Raw genomic sequence first — 13676 nt, 5'->3', positions numbered from 1 at the left:
AGGAGTGACAAGTGTGGCGATCAGACATGAGACGGAGCTGTATGCTCCTTTAAAGGCTTTTTTTGAACAGCAGGGCTATTCCATCAAAGGAGAGGTGCGCACCTGTGATCTCGTCGGGGTCCGTGAGGATGAAGCGGAGCCGCTGATTGTGGAGATGAAAAAGACGTTCAACCTCGCCCTGCTGCTGCAGGGGGTCGAACGCCTCCGCCTAAGCCCCGTCGTCTACCTCGCCGTAGAACGTTCGCGGGACAAAAAAGGCGCGGTCAATCAGCGCTGGGGCGAGATCACCGGATTGTGCCGGCGGCTCGGGCTCGGCCTGATCACCGTTGTGTTCTACAAGACCAAGCAGCCGCTGGTCGAGGTGCTGGCGGAGCCTGGCGACGCGCCGCCGCGTGTCCGCAGCGCTGCCCGGAAGCGCGAGCGCCTGCTCTATGAGTTCCGCGAGCGCAGCGGGGACTATAACACCGGAGGCAGCACGCGCGTCAAGCTCGTGACTGCCTACCGCGAGAAGGCGCTGCGCGTGGCGCTTGCGCTGCAGGCCGCGGTGGCCGAAGCCGCCGGTGCAGCGGCGGCCCAGGCGGAGGCATCGGCAGCGTCCGAGACGCTGGGCGATGCCGTGCTCGGCTTGCCTGCCGCAGCAGCAGGCAAGCAAGGGGTCTCGCCCGCCGAGCTGCGCCGGCGGAGCGGGGTGCCGAGCGCTGCGGATATTCTGCAGCGCAACTACTACGGCTGGTTCACACGGGTGAACCGCGGGCGGTACCTGCTCACGCCGGCGGGCATGGCGGCGCTGGTGGAATACGCAGCCGTCGCCGGGAACGGCAGCGGCCAATCCTGAGCTTAATTGTCACAGCTCATATTTCCTGGAATTGAACAGCAGGGCAGCTCCGCTCCCCGCCAGGCCCATGACCAGCAGGTTCATTCCCACAGACTGCCACTGGATGGTCTCGTTAATGTCGGCAGCCGGGGACGGGCTGGCCAGGCTGACGCTGAGCAGATTGGCATATTGCTTGTAGGCCTCATTGGACGAGCTGCCGATCCCCCAGTGCCAGCTGCCTTTAATAATAAAAGCAAACTGGAGTCCTACGACCAGCAGCAGCAAAGCTGCTATGCAGAGGTGGCTGAACAGCGGCTTGCGCAGCCTTTTCCCTGCTGCCAGCGCCAGTCCCATGAGTGCCAGTCCCGCAGGAAGGCTGCACAGCTTGGATAATACCAGATAGAGCACACCAAGCGCGGGACTGGCTGACCCGGCAATCCGCATCTGATATAACCCGTCCGGGTTCGCAAATACTTCCGGCAGCGCAGCAGCCCAGACGGCCGCAGCCCCCAGCAGGAACACGACCGATTTTACGGCGAACAGCGTAGAAGTCCGGACCGGCAGCATATGATTGAGCGGCATCGTTCCCTGGAAGAACTCCCGGTAATAATCCATGTAAATGTATACAGGGATCAGAATGCCGATAACCATATTCACCATAAGAATCAGGAAAGCCATATCCTGACTGCTGCTGAACAAGAAATACAGATTGGCCAGGCCGCTTACAGCCGTCAGCGTAGCGAACACCGCGAGATGCCTTCTGCATTCGATTTTGAATTGATGAGCAAAGATCATTGTAGAACTCCCTCTCTGTAATGTTCTGAATCAACGGATAATCTGCTTGAACAAATCCTCGATAGGCATCCCGTATCCCCGCTTCAGTTCCTCAATGCTGCCCTGCAGCTGAATCTGCCCTTCGTTCACAATGGCAATATCCGTGAATAAAGGCTCCACGCCCTGGATCAGGTGGGTGCTGATCAGTATGGAACTCTCCCCGTCAAAGTTATCGAGAATAATTCCCATGATCTTATCGCGTGTGGAAGGATCCACCGCTGCAAGCGGCTCATCCAGCACATACAGGCTTGCTTTACGCGCAAAGGTCAGCGAAATGCTTACACGCTCCTTCATGCCTTTGGACAGCGTTTTGATGGTATCCCGTACGTTAAGGCCAAGCTGCCCGGTCATTTCATAGGCCTTGTCCCGCCGGAAGTCACTAAAAGCATGATGAAACAGCGCTATACACTCTTCAATCGTCATCCAGGGATACAAAAATTCGTGGTCCGGCAAATAAGCTACCATACGTTTGGTCTCCACGCCGGGAGGCCTGCCGCATACCGCAACCGTTCCCTTATAGTCCCTCAGCAGCGAAACAATCAGTTTCATCAGCGTCGTTTTGCCGGCACCGTTCGGCCCCAGCAGGCCCATGATCCGCCCCCTGGGCACAGTCAAATCTACTCCGTTCAGCGCGTATTTCCGGCCATACCTTTTGGTCAGCGCATGACACTCCAGTACGTTTTCCACAGCATTCATCTCTCAGACACCCTTTCCGTTCCTTTCTCTTCTCAGGCCCTTTAACAGCAGCTTTCCTCCGTTAGACCTCCCGTTTCCACAAAATCCCTGCAGCTTCATCAAATGTACATATTTTCACAATGCTTCTCATGCATGATTACCCTGCCAACGCAAAAAAAGCCCCCCGGTTAAACGGGGGGCCTGCCCAACAAACTATAGGTTACTGCTGCAATAGAGGAGTCAACCTCATCTGCGGTGAGCCCCGTGCTTAAACTTTAATTGTATTCCGTACAGCTAAAACGGCTTTTTTCTGGACCGTGAGGGCTTTAATTGCAGATCGTGCAGTTAAAAATCCCCATATTCCGTCTAAACAGCTATTCCAGCAATTTTACTTGTACCGAATACAGTTAAAGCTCCATATCGTTCTTTTTGCAGCCTTTTAGGTGTAGAAAATGCAGTTATCGGCGTATTCCCCCGTTGCTTGCTCTGATTTTTGTTCTCCCGTCTGGTTTTCCTCAGATTAGCCCTCTCAAATGGGTTCCCTACGTTTAATCCTCCCAGATTAGTTACTCCCACCTCAGCTTCAAGCTTGTGATCAGCCGCACTACCACACCGCAACAGATCATCAGCAGTCTTCACCTGACTCCTTCACGATAACGGATGCTCTGCAAAATACAAACTACAGCATTTCATACAGCAGAATCCGGCTAAAAATCCGGAGTTTTCACTACTAAATGCACTTTGTACAACAGATTTCCTAATATCGGCTGAAATCAGCGAATCCATGGAAATCTGCTGTACAAAATACAGCAGATCCAATAATTCATGCCAAAAACAAAGAATCTGCTGCACAAAATGCAGCAGATCCACTGTACATCTCTCTACCACAATTGGCAGGGATGGCTGCTCTAATATTAGCGCAGCTTACTCTTAACACAGTGACTCTTACCTCAGCACACCCTAATCACACTTTACTCTTACTATAAATTCTACTTACCGTAGTCACTCTTACCCTTGCTTACTCTTACCTCAGCCAACCCTTGCCTCAATCAACGCTTACCGCAGCTGGCCTTACTACACTTTAGCTTTATCCTGCAGTCCCCGGTACTTATCCACCTCTGCAACAGCCCCACCGCTGGCACTCCGGCCCAGGAAGTCCGGGCAATGTAACCACGGCTCCCACATATTTACCGTCAGCTCCGGGCCGTAAACTCCGTAACCGCCTCGCTCATCAGGTTCATGCCGAGCAGCAGCTCATCCCTCCCGGGATGCGTGAAATTCAGGCGGATATGGTCGCTGCCGCCATGGACAGAGCACAGCGGACCGGGCAGGAAGGCTACGCCTTTGAGCAGTGAAGCCTTCAGCAGCGCCATCGCGTCGAGCCCTTCCGGCAGCGATACCCACAGGAACATGCCGCCCTCCGGCATTTCATAGCTGCTGTGCTTCCAGGCCGGGCGTTTCAGCAGCTCTGCCATCAGCTTCAGGCGGGTGTTATACTCGCGGTTCAGCAGCGCAATATGCTCGCGCAGGTCAAAGGCTGTAGCATCCAGCAGATGATGCAGGAGCCGCTGGTTCAGCGAGCTGGACTGCCAGTCGGCCATCTGCTTGGCAGCGGCCATCATCCCGATCAGCTCCCGGCTGCCTGCTGCCCAGCCCGTCCGCAGCGCCGGCGCAACGGTTTTGCTGAAAGAGCCGATGTAGAGCACATGCCCGCCCTCACTAACGTTCTCCAGTGCATAGAGAGAAGGGTAATGTACAGACGGCTGGCCGCTGTGTCTATGAAAATGCAAATCTCCATATGAATCATCTTCCACAATCAGCACATGATGTCCTACGCAGAGCTCCAGCACTTCCTTGCGCCGTGCCAGGCTCCATAGAATGCCGCTCGGGTTCGTAAAACTCGGCGTGGCAAACAACATTTTGGGCCGGTGCTGGCGGATTGCCGTGCGCAGATGGTCCGGCAGCAGACCTTCCCGGTCCCCTTTTAACGGAATAATGACAGCCCCCTGCATTCGCAGTGCCTGCAGGATGCCGGGCGAGGTTGGATTTTCGACCAGTACCCGGTCTCCGGGATCTATGTATACTCTGGTCAGCAGATCAATAGCTTGTTGACTTCCCGTTGTCAGAAGAACTCCGCCTTCCGGAGCAGTTACCCCTTTTGACTTCAGCCAATCCCCGGTGAGCCAGTCCCGAAGCGGGCCGTACCCTTCCGGATCGCCATACTGAAGTGCTCCGCTGTCTGCGGAGATCACGGTGGAGGCTGTTTCGGCAAGCAGCGGCAGCGGGAATAGTTCCTCTGCAGGCAGTTCTTCGGCAAGCGAGATCAGACCGCCCCGTCTTGTCTTTGTACGGATGCTAAGCAGCTGTGAAGATGCCAGCGTATGTGCGCGGGCAGAAAACTCATATTTCATGCGCTCCCCCCTTTTCCCTGATACCAACCATATTCCGCACCGGCCGGCTATATGTCGTATTACAGGTGCTATGCGTACATTTGCTTACTCTGGTTTGCATGAAGAGCGAATTTCTCGATCGCCTGTGCTCTTGTGGTCACATCCAGCTTCACATAGATTTTCCGCAGATAATTATCGATCGAACGTCTGCTGACCTCAATTTCCTGTGCGATTTTGTCATAAGTGATGCCCTGGACAATCCTTTCCATAATAAACCGTTCGGTCTGGGTAAGCTGCATAACGCCGCTGAGCCCCTTTGAGGAGGTCGGCGGACGGAAGCCCTTTTCAATCCAGTCGAGCGGGATGGAGAGAAATCCCTCGCGCAGCCCGTCAATCATCAGCAGCAGCTGGCGGGGTGACGCCCCTTTGGACAGTACACCGCTTGCGCCAAGCTCGATTAACGGCAGGAACATGTCCTTATCCTCTTCCTCGGTCATAACAATACAGTGAGCGTGCTGCGCATTGCTTTTTATCTCAGGCAGGATGCCCTGTAAATTCCCCTCCGGCATCTGATAGTCCATCAGAACCAGATCGGGCTGCATTTCCTGTATATTGTAAACGCCTTCGTTCCAGGACGAATACATCCCCAGAACCTCCAGTTCTCCTCCTTCCTCCAATATCAGTTTTGTTCCCAGCATACTTGTGGGATGACATCCCACGATGACCACCCGCCAAACTTTCATCATTAACGCACTTACCTCCTGCTTTATCTAAAATTTACCCAGAGTGGAAGACGTATGGTTCACGTTTCCGTATATCACGCAAGCAAGGATGGCTGTTGTCAATGTTCTGTCATTCCTTCTTTTACCTTGAATACGCACATCAGATATTCCAATCTATAGAAATTGTATCGCAGTACTTTAACAGGATGCAATTACTTTTTCACGTTTTCAAACACTCTTTCATTTTTGCGAATCTGGTAAAAGTCTGATAGAATGGGAACTTGATAAAAAATAGCCTGAGGTGATGAAATGCAACCGCTAGCGGAATCGACCCCGGTACACTCGCGCCGTACTTCAGCGAGAAACGGCCCTTCCGTAAAATGGTTCTTACTGTTCTGGATTTTGATGATCGGGCTCGGCGTTTATGCCGTGTACAGCTACACCAACCATCTGAAGCAGCAGGTGCTGACCGAGCTCAGCACACAAAGCCAGCAGCAGCTTACCGTTTTGAAGAATGACTATGAATCGCGGATCGCCGTACTGTCCGAAGAAGTGAAAGAGCTGCAGAGTACCGTCCAGACCTTTAACGAACTGCTGACCTTTACCAAAGATAATGCAAGCAGCACTACGGACAACAGCAATAAGCTGTACACCCAGTTAAGCGAGGTCAAGAAACAGCTGGATACCCTGAAGAAAGAAATGGATCTGCTGAAATGAGGACGCCTGTTCAAAAAGTGAACCGCTTTTTCATGCTGTTGACTGCACCTTTCTTCGGCTTGCTGCTCTGTCTGTGGCTGTATCACCCGCCGCTTGAGCTTAAGCTGGACACGCAGTCCTATCTGGCAGCACCAGGGCCGGTCAATGAAACCGCCGCTCTCAAAAAAGATCTCGCGCAAGCACAAGCTTCCGCTACCTATACCATAGATTCCATCAGCGCCAGTGCGCAGCTCTACAAACAGACTACGAATGCCATGAATGCGCTGGTCAGTACAGCCAAGGCCCAGGCGACCCGGCCGGAGCGGATTTACAACCGCAGGATTACTTCCAGACTGGGCATCCCGGCGGATGTCGTGATCAGCGACCGTATAACCATTGAACTCTACCGGCTGAATCCCGGTAACTATAAAGCTTACGCCCTGAAGATCAGACTGAAGGATCCCCTCGCGATGAAAATGAGCCTTGCCGAGGGCACCGGGGCCGCCGAGACAACCATGCATGCCGTGGCCCGTTATGGTGCTGTGGCAGGAATTAATGCGGGCGGCTTTGCCGATCAGAACGGCAGACGTTATCCGTTATCCACTACCATTGTCGGAGGCCAATACCTGAACGGATTTGAGCCGAGCTTCAAGGATCTTTCGTTCGTCGGCCTCAGCAAATCCGGCAAGCTGATCGGCGGAAAATTCTCCAGCCGCGCACAGCTGGACCAGCTGGACCCTGCTTTTGGTGCAACTTTTGTACCGGTTCTGCTGAAGAACGGCGTCAAGCAGGTCATCCCGCCCAAATGGAAGATCAGTCCGGCACGCGCGCCGCGTACGGTGATCGGCAATTACAAGGATGACCAGCTGCTGATACTTGTCGCCGACGGCTATAACGAAAGCGGCAACTCCGGCGCTACGCTGGAGGAAATCCGGGACAAGCTGTATAACATGGGGGTGCAGAGCGCTTATAATCTGGATGGGGGCGGCTCCTCTTCCCTGATCTTTAAAGGGAAGGTGATCAATAAGCCGTCAGACGGAAATCTGCGCAAAGTGCCGACCAACTTCCTGTTTTTCAAATAAAATCCGGTTCGTCTATACAATGCATCACAATTACGTTTATTTTTATTACTCAACAGGTTATAATCAGGATAATGATACAGCCCCATATGGAGGTGCCAAGCAATGTCGTTTTCATTGACCTTTTGGATCGTCACCCTGGTGTTTCTGCTGTTTCTGACCGGAATTCTAACCTCGTCCTACAATGATGACAAAACCAAAGGCCTGTAACAGCTAGTTCTACGTCAATCTTTTGTTTAAAAAAGCACCGCACATGATGTGCGGTGCTTTTTTTGCAGCTGTGGCCTCAAACGGCTGACCGGCTGAGCCAAACTATGTACATATAGTCACTTTTCCGCTTCTTAGTTGAAGCTTTACCCTAGGCGTGTCTTGATAATTGAGTCATTTCCCCGAGGCATTCAGCACAGATGTAACGGTCCTTGTATTCACTTACGCCTTCCATAGATCCGCAAAATACACATTTGGGACGGTAGCGCTCCAGAATGATATGGTCGCCCTGCACCAGAATTTCTACCGGGTCACCTTCATTCATTTGATACCTTTTACGCAGGGACTTAGGCAGAACAATTCTACCCAGCTGATCTACCTTACGAACTACGCCAGCAGGTTTCATATCTAACTTACACCTCTCCTGTTCAACTCATAATTAGTAACTACTACTATTTTCGGCACTATTCAACTATTTCGTTATGCTATTGTCGAATCCTGCTGAAAAAAATAAAAATTCTTGTCCACTTTTAGAATAAGTCTGGAAAATCCAGCTGGCGCAACGCTTCATAGACGATAATGGCTGCCGAGTTGGATAAATTAAGCGACCGGACCGCCTTGCCCATCGGCATGCGCATAGTCGTTTCTTTGCCTGCTTCCAGGATTTCTGCAGATAAGCCTTTGGTTTCTTTGCCGAAGACAAAAAAGTCCCCGTCCCGAAAAGCATAATCGGTGTACCGCTTATCGGCCTTCGTAGTTGCGTAGAAGAACCGGCTGCCGCTGTATTTCTCCAGCACTTCCCCGAAAGAATCATGATACTCAATGTTCACGGCATGCCAGTAATCCAGACCGGCCCGTTTCAATGTGGCATCATCCGTACGGAAGCCAAGCGGACGAACCAGATGAAGATGGGTTCCTGTAGCCGCGCAGGTGCGGGCGATATTTCCTGTGTTAGCGGGGATTTCCGGTTCAACAAGCACGATGTGCAGTGCCATAATGTAATACTTCCTCCTTGTTGGCTGTTCAAGCCCTGTAATTGTCGTTCACATCTCTCGCATAGCTGCAGCAGAGCCTGCCTGTATATAATACCCGGTGCAAGCAGAAAACCTTCCGCCAATGGCGGAAGGTCTGGAAACTGTAAGTCTTAACCTTGAGTTTGCCGGAAATGCTTCATGAAATCGGATAGCGCCTTAACGCTCTCGTAAGGAACAGCGTTGTAGATCGAAGCACGCAAGCCTCCCACACTGCGGTGGCCCTTGAGTCCGATAAAGCCTTCGGCTTCGGCAGCTTTGACGAACTGCTTCTCAAGCTCTTCCGACTCCATCCGGAACGTCACGTTCATGATCGAGCGGCTGCCTTGTTCTGCCACTCCGCGGTAGAACCCGCCGCTTCCGTCAATATGTTCATAGAGCAGACCTGCTTTATCGCGGTTCTTCGCTTCAACGCCGGACAGACCGCCCTGCTCCTCTATCCATTTTAACACTTCATTAACCATATATACAGAGAAGGATGGCGGAGTATTATAAAGAGAGTTGTTCTTATAATGCGTGTCATAACGCAGAATCGTCGGAATATTGGAAGGCGACTTGGCAATCAGCTCTTCCTTCGCGATTACTACGGTTACACCGGAAGGTCCGAGATTCTTCTGCGCACCGGCGTAGATCAGTCCGAACTTGCTCACATCAATGGAACGGCTGAGGATGTCGCTGGACATATCGGCAATCAGCGGAATGGAGCCCGAATCCGGATATTCTGCATATTGTGTTCCCTCGATAGTCTCATTGGATGTGACATGCAGATACGCGGCGTTGTCCGCAGCCTTGATGCTGCCAAGTTCAGGAATCGCCAGGAACTTCTTATCTTCCGAAGAAGCGGCTACATGTGCTCCGCCAGCCAGCTTGGCTTCCTTGAATGCCTTGTCTGCCCAGCTTCCTGTCATGACATAGCTGCCGACTTGACCTTCAGAGATAAAGTTGAGCGGAATCATGGCAAACTGGGTGCTTGCCCCGCCTTGAACGAACAACACCTTGTAGCCTTCAGGATTGCCGAGGAGGGAAAGCAGACGCTCCTGCGCTTCGTTATGCACGGACTCGTAGATGGCTCCCCGGTGCGACATCTCCATAATAGACATTCCGCTTTCCCGGAATTCAACAAACTCCGCTTGTGCGCGTTCCAATACTGCAAGCGGCAGTGCCGCCGGACCTGCATTAAAATTGTATGCTCTCTTGCTCAAAATACTCCCCACCCTTTCTCTCCTATCAATATCGATATGGCTTATGATAGCAGCAATATTACACACCAGCAAGTATAATTATTCACATAAAAGGTAAGCTGCCGGCGTTCAGGGAGCAAAAAATTGATAGCTGCGCCGCCAATGCTTGCTGTGACGCGGTAAAATGCTGATGTCAGCAAAAACCTCCGGTGAAACAACATGCTGTTCGCCCCACAGCGCGACCTTTTGCGGTACAAAATCACCGCTCTCCCGGACACCGGCTCCGCTTGGCTCATGAACCAGTTCCCAGTAACAGTCTGCATCCTGCTTCTCCCAGCCTGTGACCTGGCAATAGAAGGGACGGCCGTCCGGTTCCTGATTCCAGGTGATGGCATTCCCCGAGCAGTCCAATAGTTCAGCCGTATATGACGACTCCGGATCCTTTACTCCAGCCTCCCCCGGCAGTCTAAGGATGTAACCTGCACCTATGCCGGCACCGTCAATCCCGACAAAGTTATGGACATATTCCTCGGTATGCAGCGGCTTGGTTCCCTTGTTCTCCAGCACATAGGAAATATCCAGCCGGTTGTCATGCAGAGCGATCGTTTTGGTCAGCTGCATGCTGTATCCGCGGCATTCCATAGGCTGGACTATATACGTCAGGGATTGACCGGTCGCCTCTTCACTGATCTGAAATGGAATTAGCGGATATTCCCCGTTAAAAGAGTAGGGTTCCGGTCCTGTCTTCTGCAGCAGTCCGACACCCGGCTTCGGAAACCATTCACCCGGCATGGCCTCCTCATAGCCGATTGCCCGGGAAATGCCGAATTCGTTACAAAGTCCGGTCCCCCCGCTGCCGTGGCCGGGGACCAGGCTCTCCGGTACACAAAAGCTGTGTCTCCCCTTTTCCAGCGTAACCTGCGTAATAAATCCGGTCCAATCAAATCTTGTGCCGCCATAGTCTCCCGTTCCGGCGATTTCAACGGTAAGAATTCCGTTAGATAATTTATAACTCATGCTGCCATCTTCCTTTCACTTCTGATATAACGGTAATTCCATCCACTGAAGCAGACCTAAGACAGCTGGACCTCCAGACGGTGAAGTTCTCCCCCCGGCAGTGAAGTGAGTACACTCCGCGGTATCAGGACACCCTCTGAGACGCGCTGAAGCGTCACCTCAGCGCCGTTAAGCATTACAGAGTGTATTTGGTACTCTCCGTGCTCTCTGCTTCCTGCAGCCGTATAGGCGACTGCAAGCTGACGGCCGGCAAAGAGGGTTTGGATAGCAGCTCTGCCTTCTGCATCGAACTGCTCCTTCACCAGCTTCGGCTGCAGCAGCAGATCACCAAGCCGTCCCTGTACCCCGAACACCTCCGTCACCATCGTCAGCAGCAGCCAGCTTGCCGAACCTGTTAAATAAGTATACATCCCCCTCCCTTTTTCGTTAATATACTCGGGGATTCCCGGATACATCCGGCTGGCCTCAAAATCGGTACTGAGTCTGTAAAGGGAATCCAGCACCCTGTAGCCTTCGCGCACATATCCCCGTTTATAGAGCGCATTCCCGTACATGACAGTCATATGGCTGAACATGGCCCCGTTTTCCTTGTGTCCGAAGGCAAAGCCGAAAGCACGGCCCAGATTCTGCTGAATGCCCCCGAAATTGGTGTTCAGCCGGTAACCGATCTTTTCGTCCAGCAGATAGCGGTCCACTGCAGAGATGATCCCGGGGATTTGCTCCGGTGAGGCTGCGTGGCCGAGCAGCGGGAATACCTGGCCTGTCAGCGTCATGCGTATATGATCCCCATATTCCCCTTCAACCCGTTCTCCGTCATTATTATAGTAACCATTGAACCAGCCGTCCCCGTGCCTGCTTTGTATCCATTCCCTGCTGCGCAAATGGCTGAAGATCCATTCCGCTTTGCCCGCCAGGTCTTCTGCTACTTTGTCCGGATCAAACGCCAGCCGCTTTCCGCTCACCACATTCGGCGCCGCCTCATAAAAAAGCTCCAGCTGCTGCCGCTTCGCGGATACAGAGGTATAATCGACCGGCTGCTGAAGGGAATCCAGGAGCAGCGCCATTTCTTCCGCAAGCATAAGCTGCTGGCAGCCGGTACGCTCTTTGAGTGTACGCAGCAGCGAAGCGAGCTCCAGGAGGTTGCTGCCGTAGAATGCAGTGAAGGCCACACTTTCTCCCCGCCGGGCTGCCATATCCAGACCGTCATTCCAGTCCGCCCCCTCCAGCAGCATGTTGTTATGCTCACCTACATTAAAGAACGGAATCAGATTTTGCAGCAGGATATGCTCCAGAATAGTGCCCTTATATACTTCTCCATCCGTTGTAAGCAGGCGGCTGCCGGTCTCCGTGTTCCAGGAGGCATCCCGTTTGCGGCAGCGGTTCATGAAGGAATCGCGGAAATAAACCTGCTCCTCCAGCAGGAAATCCAGATCCCCGCTCTGATTCAGGTAGAGCAGCGTGGTCAGAAACGGCCATGCACCGTGATCCATCCATACCCTGGGAATATTGTTCCGGTCAGCAATGAATTCACCGGGCTGCTGGCCGATAATTGTCGCATTGCTTCCGTCGATGCGCACACCCGCATAATTGTTCAGCAGCAGGCTCCGCACCTCTCCCGGTTCCATGATGAGGAGTGCCAGACAGTCCTGCCACAGGTCACGCCAGCCGCGCCCTCCTCTTCCATAATCGTGATAGGGCAGAAAGGAATTTCCGTACAGGCGCCGGAGCACCGGCTGCAGCGTCACCCATTTCATCCACTGATCTCCTTTGGAATCGCCGGTATGAAATTCGACGCTGCTCACTTTATCCGCCCAAAACGCCTTGTTCTCTTCGAGTAAAGCATCAAATGCTGCAGCGGAGCCGTACTTCGCCATCACACCCGGGACATCCATCCGGTCATTGTCAATGGCGAGCACAACTATATAAGAACGGCTAACTCCCGGCTGCAGGGCCGCCCCTGCAAAACGGATCCCGCCAACCGCCTCATAGCCTTCAAGAACGGTATCTCCCCCAGTCTGAGGAGGAAGATTGCGTACTACCGCTTCGGGCCAGTCCAGCCCTCCGCCTTCTCCGGTGAACTCTTCCTGTACCGGAAAGAAGCCGGCCGGCTGCGTCCCATCTCCTTCGCTCCCGAACACGCCATAGGAAATCCTGTTCACTCTGTGTCCGCGTTCATCAAAGGAAAGCACCGGCTGAACTTCAATGCCATAGGACGAAGTATACACCCGGTTTAGTAAAGAAGTCACATGACGGTGGTCCCGCAGATCATCGGCAGAACGTGCATATACCGGTACTGCGGCAGTCGGCGTCAGGAATATCTCCCCGTCACTGATATTGGTGAGGACAATCTTCATTAATTCAATTTTGTCGCTGCCGCATGGCACAAAGCTTGTGATCTCAGCCTTAATTCCCATATCCTCATCGCTGCGGGTTACCCGGTGCCATAAGAAGCCGGCTTCCAGTACTGACCGGCTGTCTGAATCCCCGTATACCTGCGCCTTTTGCCTGGCAGAGTTCCCTGCAGCAGACCATGCGCCCTTCCCTTCCACATAGACCCAGAAGTTCCGGGAGGCGCGTGACTGATGAAGATCCTCTACAGATACCGGCGGGGTCAAAAAGGTGTTGTGGCCTGAGGTGACCTGTCCGTGCAGGTCCGGAGTCACAGAAGACATCATGCCTCCTTCGTTGACTAAAGGAAAATACAAAAAGCTGTTCCGTTCTGGCTGTTCAAGTCGGAAATCCCCGTTTTTCCCCGTAAACTCCCAGCCTGCATTCGTTGTTGGCTTCATTGTCTTACATCCTTTCCTTATTGGTGACTAAATATCAAATGATATACGCTTACAGAAACCGGTTTCGTAAATGATTATTGCATTAGGTAATCCGCTTGTAAAGTATTTTATTATTATGGCGGTTAACCTCACCGAAACCACTTTCGATTTCCTTAACTAGCACACAAACTCCGTATGGTCTCATGCACATAAGTCAATGTATTACTCTATTAAATAGTAATTGAAAAGCAGCCTATAGCAG

Annotated in this window: 13 protein-coding genes; 3 read left to right on the top strand and 10 right to left on the bottom strand. The window is 52.7% G+C overall.

All coding sequences use genetic code 11. From position 1 onward, the window contains the following. The first annotated feature begins 13 nt into the window (after nucleotides 1-13). Nucleotides 14-835 carry a DUF2161 family putative PD-(D/E)XK-type phosphodiesterase gene (locus C2I18_RS21110; RefSeq protein WP_249897696.1) on the top strand — a complete coding sequence of 274 codons (822 nt, stop codon included), beginning with the start codon at nucleotides 14-16 and terminating at the stop codon, nucleotides 833-835. A gap of 9 nt (nucleotides 836-844) precedes the next feature. Here C2I18_RS21110 and C2I18_RS21105 read toward each other — a convergent pair whose 3' ends face one another. The 5 genes from C2I18_RS21105 to C2I18_RS21085 all read right to left on the bottom strand — a co-directional run bounded on the left by C2I18_RS21105 (nucleotide 845) and on the right by C2I18_RS21085 (nucleotide 5459). After that, nucleotides 845-1609, bottom strand: a complete 765-nt coding sequence (locus C2I18_RS21105) for a hypothetical protein (protein ID WP_249897695.1) — start codon at nucleotides 1607-1609, stop codon at nucleotides 845-847. 30 nt (nucleotides 1610-1639) lie between these two features. Then, on the bottom strand, nucleotides 1640-2344 hold the full coding sequence (locus C2I18_RS21100; RefSeq protein ID WP_249897694.1) for an ABC transporter ATP-binding protein: 705 nt from the start codon (nucleotides 2342-2344) through the stop codon (nucleotides 1640-1642). A gap of 627 nt (nucleotides 2345-2971) precedes the next feature. Next, complete coding sequence (locus C2I18_RS21095) at nucleotides 2972-3193, bottom strand: hypothetical protein (protein ID WP_249897693.1); 222 nt, start codon at nucleotides 3191-3193, stop codon at nucleotides 2972-2974. A gap of 323 nt (nucleotides 3194-3516) precedes the next feature. Then, nucleotides 3517-4734, bottom strand: a complete 1218-nt coding sequence (locus C2I18_RS21090) for an aminotransferase-like domain-containing protein (RefSeq protein WP_249897692.1) — start codon at nucleotides 4732-4734, stop codon at nucleotides 3517-3519. 68 nt (nucleotides 4735-4802) lie between these two features. Then, nucleotides 4803-5459: a response regulator transcription factor gene (locus C2I18_RS21085; protein ID WP_249897691.1), complete on the bottom strand. Its 657-nt coding sequence runs from the start codon at nucleotides 5457-5459 to the stop codon at nucleotides 4803-4805. Between the two features lie 285 nt (nucleotides 5460-5744). On the opposite strand from C2I18_RS21085, the gene C2I18_RS21080 reads away from it, so the two are divergent. Then, entirely contained in the window at nucleotides 5745-6152 is a 408-nt protein-coding gene (locus C2I18_RS21080) for a hypothetical protein (protein WP_249897690.1), read from the top strand. Beyond that, nucleotides 6149-7213, top strand: coding sequence for a phosphodiester glycosidase family protein (locus C2I18_RS21075; protein WP_249897689.1), 1065 nt, complete (start codon nucleotides 6149-6151; stop codon nucleotides 7211-7213). Before C2I18_RS21080 ends, C2I18_RS21075 begins: the two co-directional genes overlap by 4 nt. Nucleotides 7214-7568: 355 nt before the next feature. Here C2I18_RS21075 and C2I18_RS21070 read toward each other — a convergent pair whose 3' ends face one another. The 5 genes from C2I18_RS21070 to C2I18_RS21050 all read right to left on the bottom strand — a co-directional run bounded on the left by C2I18_RS21070 (nucleotide 7569) and on the right by C2I18_RS21050 (nucleotide 13435). Further along, on the bottom strand, nucleotides 7569-7823 hold the full coding sequence (locus C2I18_RS21070; protein ID WP_249897688.1) for an AbrB/MazE/SpoVT family DNA-binding domain-containing protein: 255 nt from the start codon (nucleotides 7821-7823) through the stop codon (nucleotides 7569-7571). 124 nt (nucleotides 7824-7947) lie between these two features. Continuing rightward, nucleotides 7948-8412 carry a tRNA (uridine(34)/cytosine(34)/5-carboxymethylaminomethyluridine(34)-2'-O)-methyltransferase TrmL gene (gene trmL / locus C2I18_RS21065; protein ID WP_249897687.1) on the bottom strand — a complete coding sequence of 155 codons (465 nt, stop codon included), beginning with the start codon at nucleotides 8410-8412 and terminating at the stop codon, nucleotides 7948-7950. 149 nt (nucleotides 8413-8561) lie between these two features. Next, nucleotides 8562-9653 carry a 3-phosphoserine/phosphohydroxythreonine transaminase gene (serC, locus tag C2I18_RS21060; RefSeq protein WP_249902193.1) on the bottom strand — a complete coding sequence of 364 codons (1092 nt, stop codon included), beginning with the start codon at nucleotides 9651-9653 and terminating at the stop codon, nucleotides 8562-8564. A 105-nt stretch (nucleotides 9654-9758) separates the two neighbouring features. Continuing rightward, nucleotides 9759-10646 carry a hypothetical protein gene (locus C2I18_RS21055; protein WP_249897686.1) on the bottom strand — a complete coding sequence of 296 codons (888 nt, stop codon included), beginning with the start codon at nucleotides 10644-10646 and terminating at the stop codon, nucleotides 9759-9761. A gap of 56 nt (nucleotides 10647-10702) precedes the next feature. Further along, complete coding sequence (locus C2I18_RS21050; protein WP_249897685.1) at nucleotides 10703-13435, bottom strand: GH36-type glycosyl hydrolase domain-containing protein; 2733 nt, start codon at nucleotides 13433-13435, stop codon at nucleotides 10703-10705. Between the last annotated feature and the right edge of the window lie 241 nt (nucleotides 13436-13676).

The organism is Paenibacillus sp. PK3_47, from assembly GCF_023520895.1.
Lineage (GTDB): Bacteria > Bacillota > Bacilli > Paenibacillales > Paenibacillaceae > Paenibacillus_AQ.
The sequence above is the reverse complement of the archived record's forward strand: the minus strand, read 5'-3'. Positions and strand labels throughout refer to the sequence as shown.

Bases quoted from the DNA above. Each gene is read 5' to 3' on its own strand.
- trmL (WP_249897687.1), bottom strand. From the start codon at position 8,412: ATGGCACTGCACATCGTGCTTGTTGAACCGGAAATCCCCGCTAACACA.
- C2I18_RS21080 (WP_249897690.1), top strand. From the start codon at position 5,745: ATGCAACCGCTAGCGGAATCGACCCCGGTACACTCGCGCCGTACTTCA.
- C2I18_RS21090 (WP_249897692.1), bottom strand. From the start codon at position 4,734: ATGAAATATGAGTTTTCTGCCCGCGCACATACGCTGGCATCTTCACAG.
- C2I18_RS21100 (WP_249897694.1), bottom strand. From the start codon at position 2,344: ATGAATGCTGTGGAAAACGTACTGGAGTGTCATGCGCTGACCAAAAGG.
- C2I18_RS21105 (WP_249897695.1), bottom strand. From the start codon at position 1,609: ATGATCTTTGCTCATCAATTCAAAATCGAATGCAGAAGGCATCTCGCG.
- C2I18_RS21075 (WP_249897689.1), top strand. From the start codon at position 6,149: ATGAGGACGCCTGTTCAAAAAGTGAACCGCTTTTTCATGCTGTTGACT.
- C2I18_RS21055 (WP_249897686.1), bottom strand. From the start codon at position 10,646: ATGAGTTATAAATTATCTAACGGAATTCTTACCGTTGAAATCGCCGGA.
- C2I18_RS21050 (WP_249897685.1), bottom strand. From the start codon at position 13,435: ATGAAGCCAACAACGAATGCAGGCTGGGAGTTTACGGGGAAAAACGGG.
- C2I18_RS21070 (WP_249897688.1), bottom strand. From the start codon at position 7,823: ATGAAACCTGCTGGCGTAGTTCGTAAGGTAGATCAGCTGGGTAGAATT.
- C2I18_RS21085 (WP_249897691.1), bottom strand. From the start codon at position 5,459: ATGATGAAAGTTTGGCGGGTGGTCATCGTGGGATGTCATCCCACAAGT.